Origin of the sequence: Umezawaea tangerina (assembly GCF_003002815.1) — a bacterium.
Classification (GTDB): domain Bacteria; phylum Actinomycetota; class Actinomycetes; order Mycobacteriales; family Pseudonocardiaceae; genus Umezawaea; species Umezawaea tangerina.
Window position 1 is genome coordinate 418,927 of sequence record NZ_PVTF01000009.1, and the last position, 12,084, is coordinate 431,010.

Below are 12,084 nucleotides of genomic sequence, written 5' to 3' on the forward strand. Positions count from 1 at the left end.
CCCGCCCCGGCACTCCTGGGGCGGGCCGTTCGACGTCCGGTCAGCCCTTCGACGGCCTGCGCTGGGGGCGCGGCGGCGTGACGCCGTCGGCCAGCCTGCGGGTGGTCAGCAGGAACGCGGTGTGCGCGATCATCCGGTGCTCCGGCCGCACGGCCAGGCCCACCGTGTGCCACGGGCGCACCAGCGTCTCCCACGACTGCGGCTCGGTCCAGTGCTGCTGCTCGCGCAGCGCCTCGCACACCTTCGACAGCTGCGTCGTGGTCGCCACGTAGACGACCAGCACGCCGCCGGGGATGAGGTTCTTCGCCACCGTGTCCAGCTGCTCCCACGGGGAGAGCATGTCCAGCACGACCCGGTCGACCTCACCGGTGTGCGTGGCCAGGTCGGCCACGGTCAGCGACCAGTTGCCGGGGCGTTCGCCGAAGAACTGCTCGACGTTGCGGACGGCGTGGTCGGCGTGGTCCTGGCGCACCTCGTAGGAGATGACGCTGCCCTTCTCCCCCACCGCCCGCAGCAGCGAGCAGGTGAGCGCGCCGGAGCCGGCACCGGCCTCCAGCACGCGCGCGCCGGGGAAGACGTCGCCGTACATGACGATCTGCGCCGCGTCCTTCGGGTAGATCACCTGGGCGCCGCGCGGCATGGACAGGACGTAGTCCGCCAGCAGGGGCCGCAGGGCCAGGAAGGACGTACCACCGACGGACTGGATGACGGAGCCCTCGGGCTCGCCGATCAGCTTGTCGTGCGGCAGCGCGCCGCGGTGGGTGTGGTACTCCTTGCCCGGTTCGAGCACGATCGTGTAGTGCCGTCCCTTCGGGTCGGTCAACTGCACCCGGTCACCGGGACGGAACGGGCCACTGGCGGCGATCACCGCGGGAAACCTCCTGCTTACGTGCGGAACTCAAGGCGCACGATGGTCTCAGGGCCCGCGGCGGCCGCCGACACCGGGCGGTCAGGTCCAGCGGATGACGGTCCTGGTGCCGAAGAACGCGAGGAGACCGCCGACCAGCACGAACGCGATGGCGACCGGCAGGTTCATCGGTTCCGGCACGTAGAGGGCGAGGAACCAGCTCTTCGACTGGATGCCGGCGGCCAGGAAGATGATGGGCAGGATCCCCTGCGGGATCAGCATGACGAACCCGAGGACCTGGGCGATGATCGCGATCATGACTGCCTCCTGGGCTGTCGTGGGAGCCGTTTGCGTTGCCACCAGCCTGGCCGTCCGGGGCCGTTCCCGAGTCCATCGGTCGTACCGAAGGGGTGTCATCACTTCGTAGGACCCGCAGGCCAGGGCCGGTGTGCTGAGATGACCACGTGCGCCGACTCCCCGACCCCGCCCGCGATCTGCTGATCGCGCTGGGCTGCTTCGCGGTCGGCGCCGTGCTCTACCGGTTCAACCTCTACGAGCTGTGGGCGGGCCCGTCGGACACCCCGTTCGGCTGGCGGCTGCTCGTGCTCGGCATCGCCTGCCTCGGCCAGCTGCTGCGCAGTCGCGCGCCGCTCGTGGGGGCGTTCGTCGCGCTGTCGGCGGCGTCGGTGGACGTGGCGCTGGGGCTGAGCGCGCCGGTGATCATCGTGCTGATGGACCTGCTGCACGTGGCCACGCTGCGCGGGTCCAAGCGGACCAGCCAGCTGATCATCGGCCTGGTCGTGATGACGGCGGTCGGGATCGCGGTCGGGATCGCGCTGACCGTGCAGGACTGGCGCAGCGCGGTCGGGTCCGGGCTGCAGATCTTCTCGGTGCTGGTCATGCCCGTGTGGTGGGCCATCAACCTGCGGCAGCACCGGCTCAACACCGAGCAGGTGGAGCGGATCTCGCAGCTGGACCGGCGGGCGGCGGTGACGGCCGAGCGCACCCGGATGGCGCGGGACCTGCACGACGTGATCGCCGGGCACCTGTCCGCGATCGCCATCCAGTCCGAGGCGGTGCTGTCGATGGCCGCGCGCGACCCGGAGACCGTGCGGACGGTGCTGAGGTCGGTGCGCGAGAACAGCATCCAGTCGCTGGCCGAGATGCGGACCATGATCGACGTGCTGCGGGCCGACGACGAGGTGCCCGACGAGCCCGCCTCGGCGCGGCTGAGCGAGCTGGGGCGGCTGGTCGACTCGGCGCGCGCGGGCGGGCTGCGGGTGGAGCTGTCCGGCGAGGCGCCCACCGACCTGCCCGTCGCCGTGGACCTGGCGGCGTACCGGATCGTGCAGGAGTCGCTAACCAACGCGCTCAAGCACGCGCCGGGCGCGCGCGTCGAGGTGGCGCTGGACGAGGCAGGGAAGCGGCTGGCCGTTACCGTGACGAGCGAGTGGCGTGGCGCCTCCACGCCGGGGACCGGGAGCGGGCTGGTCGGCATGGCCGAGCGGGCGCAGGCCGTCGGCGGGACGTTCGACGCCGGGCGCGTCGACGACCGGTGGCGGGTCCGGGCCGAACTGCCGACAGGAGGAGCGCGCGGGTGACCATCAGGGTGCTGGTGGCCGACGACCACACCGCCATCAGGGCCGGGCTGGTGATGATCCTCGGCGGTGGCGAGGGCGTCGAGGTCGTCGGCGAGGCTGGTGACGGCGCCGCGGCGGTGCGGATGGCGCGGGCGCTCAAGCCCGACGTCGTGCTGATGGACATCCGGATGCCGGGCATGGACGGGATCGCGGCCACCCGCGAGCTGGTCGGCGACGGCGTGTGCCAGGTGCTGGTGCTGACCACGTTCGACATGGACGAGTACGTGCACGCCTCCCTGCGCGCCGGCGCGGCCGGGTTCCTGCTGAAGTCGGTCGAGGCGGCGGCGCTGGTCGACGCCGTGCGGCTGGTCGCGGCGGGCGACGGGGTGCTGGCGCCCAGCGTGACGCGGCGGCTGATGCGGGACTTCGCCGCCGTGGCGCCCCGGCAGGTGGAGCGGCCGAAGGTGCTGGACCTGCTGACCGAGCGCGAGACCGAGGTGCTGCGCTGCCTCGGCGAGGGCCTGTCGAACCAGGGCATCGGGCGGCGGCTGCACATCGGCGAGACGACGGTGAAGACGCACGTGTCGCGGGTGCTGACGAAGCTGGACCTGCGGTCGCGGGTGCAGGCGGCGATCCTGGCGCAGGAGGCCGGGTTGGTCAGCGACGGTCCAGCGCGGCCTTGAGGTCCTCCCGGCGCAGCACGCCGGACGGGCGGCCCTCCAGGTCGACCACGAGGAACTGCCACGCGGCGGTGCCCTGGACCCGGTCGACGATCTCCTCACCGGGCTCGTCGGCCAGCAGGACCGTCTCGGGGCGGATGGGGTCGGCCGCCTGCTCCGCGGGGGCGTGCGGCGACCTCGTGGACAGCCTGCGGGCCAGGTCCTGGTCGAGCAGCCCGACGGCCACGCCGTCCGCGCGGACGAGGACCACTCCCCTGCCCGCCGACGCCGCCAGCGCGCCGGAGACCGGGCTCTCGGCGGGCAGCTGCAGGACGGGCTGGACGAGCTCGGCGAGGGTCAGGCCTTCGGGCCAGGTGCGCCTGCGTTCGGCGGACAGCTCGCCGCGGGCGCCCGCCACCACGAACCAGGCGGTGAGGACGCAGACGCCGAAGCGGACCCAGGCGTCGTCCTCGCCCTGCACGACACCCCAGAACGCCCAGGCGACCAGCAGCGCGGCCACCACACCGCCGCCCAGCACGGCCGCCCTGGTGCCGGACGCGCGCTTGCCGGTGGCGGCCCAGATGCCCGCCCGCAGGATGCGGCCGCCGTCGAGCGGGAGGCCGGGGAGCAGGTTGAACACGGCCACCGCGGCGTTGGCGAAGGCCGTCTGCGCGATCAGCAGCCACAGCGAGGTGTCCGGTTCCATGACCATCGCGGCCACGCCGAACGCCGCCGCGAGCCCCACCGAGACGGCCGGGCCTGCCGCGGCGACCAGGCCCTCGTGGCTGGGTCTGGTGGGCGTGCGCATCATCTCCGACACGCCGCCGAGCAGGAACAGCCGCAGCCTGCGCACCGGCAGGCCGAGGCGGATGGCGGTGAGCGAGTGGCCCAGCTCGTGGGCGAGCACCGACAGCCCGAGGAAGATCGTGAACGCGGCGGCGATGACGAACGCGGTGAGCGCGCCGACGTCCGGGAGCAGGCGGCCCACCAGCGGGGTGTAGATCAGCACGATCGCCGCGGAGCCCAGCCACCACGAGGGCGCGAGCAGCACGGGCACGCCGGCGGCGCGGAACAGCAGCACGCCGCCGTCCCGGTCAACCTGCCTGCGCCAGCTCCCCGTCGTGGCCATTGGGGCAGCCTAGGGTCATCTGTGTACGACTGCCGTGACACGTGGGAGCCCGCACGGCCGGTGGGCGATCGGGAACTGTCGGTGGTCTCGCCTATCGTTCGGGGCATGTCCGACCCAGCAGCGGCCAGTGCGGTCGTCACCAGTACCCGTCCGGTGCGGCGGCCCGCGTTGTCGCCGTCCAGGGCCGGGGACTTCAAGCAGTGTCCGCTGTTGTACCGGTTCCGCGCGGTGGACCGGCTGCCCGAGGTGCCCACGAGGGCGCAGGTGCGCGGCACCGTGGTGCACGCGGTGCTGGAGGACCTGTTCGGGCTGCCCGCGGGCGAGCGGACGCCGGAGGTGGCGAAGAACCTGCTGGGGCCCGCGTGGGAGCGGGTGCGCGAGGAGCGGCCCGAGTTCGCCGGGCTGTTCGACAGCGCGGACGACCCGGAGCTGGGCGAGTGGCTGCTGTCGGCCGAGGGGCTGCTGGACGGGTACTTCGAGCTGGAGGACCCGCGCCGGTTCGAGCCCGACGCGCGGGAGCTGCTGGTCGAGTCCGAGCTGCCGTCCGGGGTGCTGCTGCGCGGGTACGTCGACCGCGTGGACGTCGCCCCGACGGGGGAGATCCGGGTGGTCGACTACAAGACCGGTGCCGCACCCCGCCTGGTCGGCGAGGCGAAGGCGCTGTTCCAGATGAAGTTCTACGCGCTGGTGCTGTGGAAGCTGCGCGGCGTGGTGCCCCGCCAGCTGCGGCTGATGTACCTCGCGGACAAGCAGGCGCTGGCCTACACGCCGGACGAGGCCGAGCTCACCCGGTTCGAGCGGACGCTGGAGGCCATCTGGGAGGCCATCCTGCGGGCGGGCAGGACCGGCGACTTCCGGCCCAACCCGAGCAGGTTGTGCGACTACTGCGACCACAAGGCGTTCTGCCCGGCGTTCGACGGCACGCCGCCGCCCTACCCCGGCTGGCCGGAGCCCGACGCGAGCGTCGAGACGCCGCTGGACAGGGTCGACTGATGGCCGGGTTCTACCGGCACCTGGGCGAGAACCGGTACCTCGCGACCCCGCACACGGCCGGGCCGTGGAGCACGGAGAGCCAGCACCTCGGGCCGCCGTCCGCGCTGCTGGTGCGGGAGATGGAGAACCTGGCGCCGCGGGCCGACATGGCGTTCGCGCGGGTCGTGTTCGACGTGCTCGGGCCGGTCCCGGTGGCCGAGCTGGCGGTGTCGGCGTCGGTCGTGCGGCCGGGGCGGTCGGTCGAGCTGCTGGGCGCGGAGCTGCGGCACGGGGGTCGTGCGGTGCTGCGCGCGCAGGCGTGGCGGATCAGCCGCGGGGACACCGCGCCGCTGGCCACCGAGTTCTCCGGCATGCTGCCCGAACCGCGGATGTGCCCCTCGATGGAGATGCCCTCCGACTGGCGGTGCGGGTACCTCGACGCGGTCGACTGGCGGTCGGTGGACGGCGGCATCTTCACCCCCGGCGACGCGGTCGTGTGGGGCAAGCCGCTGCTGCCCACCGTCCAGGACGAGGAGAGCACCGCCCTGCAGCGGATGTTCGCCATCACGGACTCGGCCAGCGGGGTGTCGAGCAGGCTGGACATCCGCAAGTGGTTCGCGATCAACACCGACCTCACCGTGCACCTGCACCGCGAGCCCGAGGGGTCCTGGTTCGCCCTCGACGCCGAGACCGCGATCGGGTCGGGCGGGGTCGGCGTGGCGACCAGCGTCGTGCACGACCTGTTGGGCCCGGTGGGCCGGACCGCGCAGTCGCTGTTCGTCCGCGAGAGGTAGGGCGGGAACGCCGACAGGTCCGGTGCCTGGGAAAACCGCGGCTCCGGGTGTGGCGCACAATCGCCGCACCCGGAGCCCCCGGCCTACTGGAAGATCACGTCACTGCAGAGGTAGTACGACTGGTCGAGGTGGCTGGCCTGCCAGATCACGTACACCACGTGCCGCCCGGTGCGGCTGCCCGCGTTGACCGGGGTCGCGTACGTCCCGGCAGGCGCGTAACGGCCCGTCGTGGTCACGAGCTCCAGGTTGCCCCACCCGAGTGCCTGCCGGGTCGGGTCGAAGCCCTGCTTGGTGATGTAGACGCGGAGGTAGTCCGCGCCGTGGTGGGCCTGGTCGGTGACCGTCAGGGTGAACTGCCTGCTCTTGGTCGCGGCCTGCCAGGCTCCGACGGTGTCGAGGGCGTTGTAGCGGGGGCTCTGGGTGCGCCCGCCACTGCACAGCGTGCCGTCGGGGATGGCGGCCTGGTGGTTGCCGCCGACGTTCTCGCGGTACAGGCCGTTCCAGTTCCACATCGCGTTGGGGTCGGCCTGCCAGGCCTGCCAGCACATCGGGTCCTTGGTGGCCATCGTCGGGTTCTGGAAGTCGCTGCCCCACCGCTGCCAGCAGCCGTAGTTGCGGGACGGCGGGTCGGTGGTCGAGCCGTGCGCGTTCGCGACGCCGACCACGAGCGAGGCGAGCAGCGCGGCGACCGCCGCGAGCACGCCGAGCACCTGGGGTAACACCTTTCGGAAGTTCACACGTCCTCCACGTTGAGGATTGCGGAACAGGGATCTGGGAATGCTCCCAGCTCGCACCGTAGCGAAGGATGCACGTTCTGTGAACACAGGGTGACGGCCATGGAGGCGGAACCGCAGGTCGACGGGGACCCGACGTCCGGTTTCGGCCAATTCGGCCGCGGGAACGGCTCATCCGTGCGGTGACCGCCGATCCGTCGGCGGTCACCGCACGGGGGTCACAGCCGGCAGAACCGGATGTCGGACGCGAGGATCGCCTTCGCGCCCAGCGCGGACAGCTGGTCCATCAGCCGGTTGGCGTCCTTGCGGGGCACCATCGCGCGCACGGCCACCTGGGCCGGGTCGGCGAGCGGGGCCACGGTCGGCGACTCGAGGCCCGGCGTGACGCGGAGCGCCTCGTCCAGCAGCGAGCGCGGGCAGTCGTAGTCGAGCATCAGGTAGTGCTGGGCGAACACGACGCCCTGCAGGCGGGCGGTGAGCTGCTGCTTGGCCGCCGAGTCCTCGACCGCCGAGGAGTGGATGAGGACGGCCTCGGACTCGCAGATCGTGTGGCCGAACGGCACCAGGTCGTGCTGCTGGAGCGTGCGGCCGGAGCCGACCACGTCCGCGATCAGGTCGGCCACGCCGAGCTGGATGGAGATCTCCACCGCGCCGTCGAGCCGGATGATCTCCGCCTCGATGCCGTGCTTCTCCAGGTCCGCCTGGACGAGCGTCTTGTACGCGGTGGCGAGCCGCTTGCCCTTGATGTCGGCGAGCTGCCAGTCGGTGCCCTTGGGCCCCGCGTAGCGGAAGGTCGAGCCGCCGAAGCCGAGCGGGAGCCGCGGTTCGACGTTGGCGCCGGAGTCGCGCATCAGGTCGAGGCCGGTGATGCCGAGGTCGAGCCTGCCGGAACCGACGTAGATCGCGATGTCCTTGGGGCGCAGGAAGAAGAACTCGACGTCGTTGGCCGAGTCGATGACGGTGAGGTCGCGCTGCTCGTTGCGCTGGCGGTAGCCCGCCTCCCTCAGCATCTCGGAGGCGCGCTCGGCGAGCGCGCCCTTGTTCGGAACAGCCACGCGCAGCATGGGTCTCCCCTTACAGGTACTTGTAGATGTCGTCCAGGGTGAGCCCGCGGCCCAGCATCAACACCTGCAGCCGGTAGAGGAGCTGCGAGATCTCCTCCGACAGCCGCTCGTCGGACTCGTGCTCCGCCGCGATCCACACCTCGCCGGCTTCCTCGAGCACCTTCTTGCCCTGCGCGTGCACGCCGGCCTCCAGTGCTGCGACGGTGCCGGACCCCTCAGGCTTGGTGTGGGCGCGCTCGCTGAGTTCCGCGAACAGCTCGTCGAAGGTCTTCACGAGCGGGAATCTTCCCACCCCGCGTCCGGACGCGGTGCATCCGGGCGCAGATGTCCACCCAGTGGACTGACACTGGACACGTCGACCGGGGCGCAGGCAGCACCGTCCGGGACGGCTGGTTTTGCGCTCCGAGCAATCTTGCACCCCACGCAAGATCCCCACTATCGTGTGCCGATGACGACCCCTCCCCTCGGCCTGCGCGACCAGAAGAAGCTGGCCAGGCGCGAAGCGATGATCCAGGCGGCCGTGCGGCTCGCCGTGGAGCGCGGCGTGGAGAACGCCCTGATCGAGGACATCACCGCCGCGGCGGGCGTGTCCCACCGGACGTTCAGCAACTACTTCGGCGGCAAGGCGGAAGCCATCGCCGCCCGCCACCTCGACCGCGCGCGCGGCGTCGCGGAGGCGCTGCGCGCCCGCCCCGCCGGCGAGCCGCTGTGGGACGCGATCACGCACGCGGCGCTGTCGCCGTACAAGGCCGACCGCAAGCGCCCGGATCCGGAGTGGACGGCCAGCATCCGGCTGATGACGAGCGAGCCGAGCCTGCTGGGCGAGTTCCTCAAGACGAACGCGATCGCCGAGCGCGAGCTCGCCGAGGTGGTGGCCGAGCGCACCGGGACCAAGGTCACCAGGGACCTGTACCCGCGGCTGGTCGCGGCGACGGTGTGGGCCGCGGTGGAGGTCGCCACCGACAAGTGGCTGAGCACGGCCAAGCCCGCGCCGATCACGCAGCTGGTGCGCAACGCGCTGCGCCAGGTGGCCGCCGGACTGCCCGACCCGTCGGCGGGCTGAGACGCGGAACGGCCGGACCCCGTCGTGCTCGGGGCCCGGCCGCGGGGGCGAGGTACTGCTGTCGGGTCAGGCACTCCGGTGCAGGCGCAGGGCGGGGGTCCGGCGGTGGCGCGGGGTCGCGCCGAGGGCGGAGGCCGCGCGGAGGTCGGCGTCGGTGCGGATGAGGTCGCGGTCCTGGACGTCGTTGCTGCCCGCGAGCCGCGAGTGCGGGTAGGACTGCCTGGCGTTGTTGCGTTCCAGGCCGTAGGCGAGCAGTGCCAGGACGATGAGGGCGATCAGCGCGGTGGTCATGGCAGTAAATCTACGATGCACAACATCTCGCCAACAGTGGCAGCTCTGACGTTGTGCATCAAAATCCTGCCAAGTACTCTCGGGGGATGCTCAACACCGTCGCCTGCGTCGTCATGGACGGCCTCGCCCCGTTCGAGTTCGGCCTCATCTGCGAGGTCTTCGGCATCGACCGGACCGACGAGGGCGTGCCGCCGATGGAGTTCCGGGTCTGCGGCGAGCACCCCGGCGTCCCCGTCCGCACGAACGTCGGCGCGAGCCTGACCCCGGAGCTCGGCCTGGACGCGCTGGTCGGCGCGGACCTGGTGGCCGTGCCCGCGTTCCGCATCCGCGACGAGTACCCGCCCGCCGTCATCGACGCGCTGCGCCGGGCCGTGGCCGCGGGCGCCACCGTGCTCTCGGTGTGCAGCGGCGCGTTCCTGCTGGGCGAGGCCGGTCTGCTCGACGGGCGCCGGTGCACGACCCACTGGCAGTACGCCGAGACCTTCCCGGCCAGGTTCCCGCTGGCGAGGCTCGACCCGGACGTGCTGTTCGTCGACGACGGCAACATCGTCACCAGCGCGGGCACCGCGTCCGGCATCGACGCCTGCCTGCACCTGATCCGCCGCGAGCACGGGTCGGTGGCCGCGACGGCCATCGCGCGCCGGATGGTCGTGGCCCCGCAGCGCGACGGCGGCCAGCGCCAGTACGTGGAGCTCCCCATCCCCACCTGCACGGCGGACAGCCTCGAACCGATCCTGGCCTGGATGCTGGAGACGCTGGCCACCGAGCACCCGGTCGCCGAGCTGGCGCAGCGCGCCCAGCTGTCCGAGCGCACCTTCGCCCGCCGCTTCGTCGCCGAGACCGGCACCACGCCGCACCGCTGGCTGACCACGCAACGGGTGCTGCGCGCCCGGCACCTGTTGGAGGACACCGACTTCAGCGTCGACGAGGTCGCGCGGCACAGCGGGTTCGGCACGGCTCCCCTGCTGCGCCACCACTTCCACAAGGCCGTCGGCGTGACCCCGAACGACTACCGCCGCACCTTCGCCCACCGCCCGACGTCGGTGTAGCGGCGTGTCTGACTACGCGGCCGTCCTGGCCACGCTGCGGCAGGCCCGCGGGATCAGCCCGTTCTTCGTGCTCGACGTCGGCCGCCCGGACGGCACGTGGCACCACGGCACCGCGCTCACCGACGGGAGCCGGGCGCTGCCGGACACCCTCGACGAGATCGGCGCGCGCTACCGGACGACCGAACGCCGGGTCGCCGCGTCGCTGTTCTTCCTCAGCTACACCGCCCGCCTGCTCTGCCCCACCGTCGCCGCGCACGTCCTGGACGGCGCGGTCCCGGACGTCCGGCCGGAGAACCTGTGGTGGCGCTACGACCCCGAGCAGGGCCTGCGGGTCCGGCTCGACGAGCCGCTGGCGGGTCCCGGCGTCGTCGAGGCGATGACGCCGGTCGTGGACGCGGTCCGCCGCGAGAGCGGTGTCGCGGTCGGGCTGCTGTGGGGCAACGCGGCGTCGTCGATGGCGGGCGGGCTGCGCACGATGGCCCGCACCGGCACCGCGAGCGCGCGGGAGTGCCTGGAGAAGGGGGCGGAGCTGTTCGCCGACGGGCCGCTGCGGCGTGCGGGTCAGTTCCTCGACTTCCCCGACGAGGTCGCCTTCCTGCGGTCCAGCTGCTGCCTCTACTACCGCCTCGACGGCGGCGGTACCTGCGGCGACTGTCCGCTGTCACCGAGGTGACCTGCACGACAACTCGTCTGGTCGGTTGTGCCGGGGCGCACGCGGCCTTTACGGTTCCCCCGCCGCAGTGGACGGGAAGCCGGTGTGAATCCGGCGCGGTCCTCGCCACTGTGACCGGGTAGCGACCCCGCCGAGAACGTCACTGGCAGAGAGCCTGCTGGGAAGACGCGGGCTAGCGGTGACCTGGGAGTCAGGAGACCGGCTGCGGCGCCGAGTACACCGTTGACCTTCCACGAGGTATGGAGGAGCCCGTCATGACGAGCCCCGCACTGACACCGTCCATCGCCGTGCCCAAATGGGCTTTCGCCGTCGCGCTCGTGGCCTTGATCGTCGCCTGGGTGGTCCTCCAGGAGAACGGCGTCGCGCTCGGCGCGGCCGCCGAGAACGTCCACGAGTTCTTCCACGACGGACGCCACGCCCTCGGCGTTCCGTGCCACTAGGCGGCACGGACATGGCACCCACCACCTACACCGGACTGCTGACCCGCGGCCTCGCCGCGGGTGGCATCGCCGGTCTCGCGGCCGGACTGGTCAGCCTGTTCGTCGTCGAAGTGCCGATCCGCGCCGCGCTGGCCGTCGAGGAGGCCCGCGCGGCGGCGGAGCACGCCGAAGGCGGCGAGCACGAGCACGCGGAGCTCTTCAGCCGCGGCACCCAGGTCGTGGGCGGTGTGCTGGCCGCGGTGGTCCTCGGACTCGCGGTCGGCGCCCTGTTCGCGACGGTCTTCGCCTACACGCGGCGCTGGTTCGTCGACAAGCAGCCGTTCTTCCGCAGCGCCGCGCTGGGGTTGTCGGCGTTCGGCGTGGCGGCGCTGCTGCCCGCCATCAAGTACCCGGCCAACCCGCCCGCGGTGGGCGACCCGACGACGGTCAACTTCCGCACGGGCCTGTACCTGGGGCTCATCCTGGCCGGCATCGTCGTCGCGTACGGGGCGAGCTACCTCGCCTCGCGGCTCGGCCACCTGGCCGCGCCGGTGCGCGTCACGGCCGTGCTGCTCGCGACCGTCGTCGCGGTGACCGTCCTGCTGCTGGTGTTCCCGCCGCCGCCGGACGCGATCCCGGCCGACATGCCGTCGGGTGTCCTGTGGGACTTCCGGCTGGCGTCGTTGGCCGAGACGGCGACCCTCTGGATCGGGCTCGGCGTGGTGTTCGGGCTGCTGATCGACCCGGCGGTCCGCAAGAGCGAGGCCAAGGCCGCCGTAGCGGCCTAGGACGACACGAAGGTGGAAGGGG

The 12,084-nt window shown here is 72.4% G+C and carries 16 protein-coding genes and 1 riboswitch; of the genes, 9 read left to right on the top strand and 7 right to left on the bottom strand.

The features are described 5' to 3' along the window. Positions 1–40: 40 nt before the first annotated feature. Complete coding sequence (locus CLV43_RS30035) at positions 41–868, bottom strand: tRNA (adenine-N1)-methyltransferase (protein ID WP_106191205.1); 828 nt, start codon at positions 866–868, stop codon at positions 41–43. Between the two features lie 81 nt (positions 869–949). Further along, the gene (locus CLV43_RS30040; RefSeq protein ID WP_106191207.1) at positions 950–1,165 is read right to left on the bottom strand and encodes a hypothetical protein; all 216 of its coding nucleotides are present in this window, start codon (positions 1,163–1,165) and stop codon (positions 950–952) included. A 146-nt stretch (positions 1,166–1,311) separates the two neighbouring features. Here CLV43_RS30040 and CLV43_RS30045 point away from each other — a divergent pair, with 146 nt between their 5' ends. After that, entirely contained in the window at positions 1,312–2,448 is a 1,137-nt protein-coding gene (locus CLV43_RS30045) for a sensor histidine kinase (RefSeq protein ID WP_106191209.1), read from the top strand. After that, positions 2,445–3,110 carry a response regulator gene (locus CLV43_RS30050; RefSeq protein WP_106191210.1) on the top strand — a complete coding sequence of 222 codons (666 nt, stop codon included), beginning with the start codon at positions 2,445–2,447 and terminating at the stop codon, positions 3,108–3,110. The genes CLV43_RS30045 and CLV43_RS30050 overlap by 4 nt, the downstream gene beginning before the upstream one ends. Here the strand turns inward: CLV43_RS30050 and CLV43_RS30055 are convergent. Continuing rightward, positions 3,085–4,215 carry a site-2 protease family protein gene (locus CLV43_RS30055; protein WP_106191212.1) on the bottom strand — a complete coding sequence of 377 codons (1,131 nt, stop codon included), beginning with the start codon at positions 4,213–4,215 and terminating at the stop codon, positions 3,085–3,087. The genes CLV43_RS30050 and CLV43_RS30055 overlap by 26 nt on opposite strands. Before the next feature lie 105 nt (positions 4,216–4,320). Here CLV43_RS30055 and CLV43_RS30060 point away from each other — a divergent pair, with 105 nt between their 5' ends. Next, complete coding sequence (locus CLV43_RS30060; RefSeq protein ID WP_106191213.1) at positions 4,321–5,208, top strand: RecB family exonuclease; 888 nt, start codon at positions 4,321–4,323, stop codon at positions 5,206–5,208. Then, positions 5,208–5,981: a thioesterase family protein gene (locus CLV43_RS30065; protein ID WP_106191215.1), complete on the top strand. Its 774-nt coding sequence runs from the start codon at positions 5,208–5,210 to the stop codon at positions 5,979–5,981. The genes CLV43_RS30060 and CLV43_RS30065 overlap by 1 nt, the downstream gene beginning before the upstream one ends. 83 nt (positions 5,982–6,064) lie before the next feature. On the opposite strand, the gene CLV43_RS30070 is transcribed toward CLV43_RS30065, so the two are convergent. The 3 genes from CLV43_RS30070 to CLV43_RS30080 all read right to left on the bottom strand — a co-directional run bounded on the left by CLV43_RS30070 (position 6,065) and on the right by CLV43_RS30080 (position 8,053). Further along, positions 6,065–6,718 carry a lytic polysaccharide monooxygenase auxiliary activity family 9 protein gene (locus tag CLV43_RS30070; RefSeq protein ID WP_106191216.1) on the bottom strand — a complete coding sequence of 218 codons (654 nt, stop codon included), beginning with the start codon at positions 6,716–6,718 and terminating at the stop codon, positions 6,065–6,067. A gap of 215 nt (positions 6,719–6,933) precedes the next feature. Further along, positions 6,934–7,779, bottom strand: a complete 846-nt coding sequence (hisG, locus tag CLV43_RS30075) for an ATP phosphoribosyltransferase (protein ID WP_106191218.1) — start codon at positions 7,777–7,779, stop codon at positions 6,934–6,936. Positions 7,780–7,789: 10 nt separating this feature from the next. Next, positions 7,790–8,053 carry a phosphoribosyl-ATP diphosphatase gene (locus CLV43_RS30080; RefSeq protein ID WP_106191219.1) on the bottom strand — a complete coding sequence of 88 codons (264 nt, stop codon included), beginning with the start codon at positions 8,051–8,053 and terminating at the stop codon, positions 7,790–7,792. Positions 8,054–8,227: 174 nt separating this feature from the next. Between CLV43_RS30080 and CLV43_RS30085 the strand changes: the two genes are divergently transcribed. Beyond that, positions 8,228–8,842 (top strand): TetR/AcrR family transcriptional regulator, encoded by a 615-nt coding sequence (locus tag CLV43_RS30085; protein ID WP_106191221.1) that lies wholly within the window; start codon positions 8,228–8,230, stop codon positions 8,840–8,842. A gap of 66 nt (positions 8,843–8,908) precedes the next feature. Here CLV43_RS30085 and CLV43_RS30090 read toward each other — a convergent pair whose 3' ends face one another. Continuing rightward, positions 8,909–9,133 carry a hypothetical protein gene (locus tag CLV43_RS30090; RefSeq protein WP_106191222.1) on the bottom strand — a complete coding sequence of 75 codons (225 nt, stop codon included), beginning with the start codon at positions 9,131–9,133 and terminating at the stop codon, positions 8,909–8,911. A gap of 86 nt (positions 9,134–9,219) precedes the next feature. On the opposite strand from CLV43_RS30090, the gene CLV43_RS30095 reads away from it, so the two are divergent. From CLV43_RS30095 to CLV43_RS30110, 4 genes are all read left to right on the top strand, one after another. Beyond that, positions 9,220–10,182 carry a GlxA family transcriptional regulator gene (locus CLV43_RS30095; RefSeq protein ID WP_106191223.1) on the top strand — a complete coding sequence of 321 codons (963 nt, stop codon included), beginning with the start codon at positions 9,220–9,222 and terminating at the stop codon, positions 10,180–10,182. Between the two features lie 4 nt (positions 10,183–10,186). Then, complete coding sequence (locus CLV43_RS30100) at positions 10,187–10,855, top strand: (2Fe-2S)-binding protein (RefSeq protein ID WP_106191225.1); 669 nt, start codon at positions 10,187–10,189, stop codon at positions 10,853–10,855. A gap of 48 nt (positions 10,856–10,903) precedes the next feature. Continuing rightward, positions 10,904–11,076, top strand: a riboswitch (cobalamin riboswitch). 33 nt (positions 11,077–11,109) lie between these two features. Then, positions 11,110–11,295: a CbtB domain-containing protein gene (locus CLV43_RS30105; RefSeq protein WP_106191435.1), complete on the top strand. Its 186-nt coding sequence runs from the start codon at positions 11,110–11,112 to the stop codon at positions 11,293–11,295. 11 nt (positions 11,296–11,306) lie between these two features. Further along, positions 11,307–12,062 carry a CbtA family protein gene (locus CLV43_RS30110; RefSeq protein ID WP_106191226.1) on the top strand — a complete coding sequence of 252 codons (756 nt, stop codon included), beginning with the start codon at positions 11,307–11,309 and terminating at the stop codon, positions 12,060–12,062. Positions 12,063–12,084 lie beyond the last annotated feature (22 nt).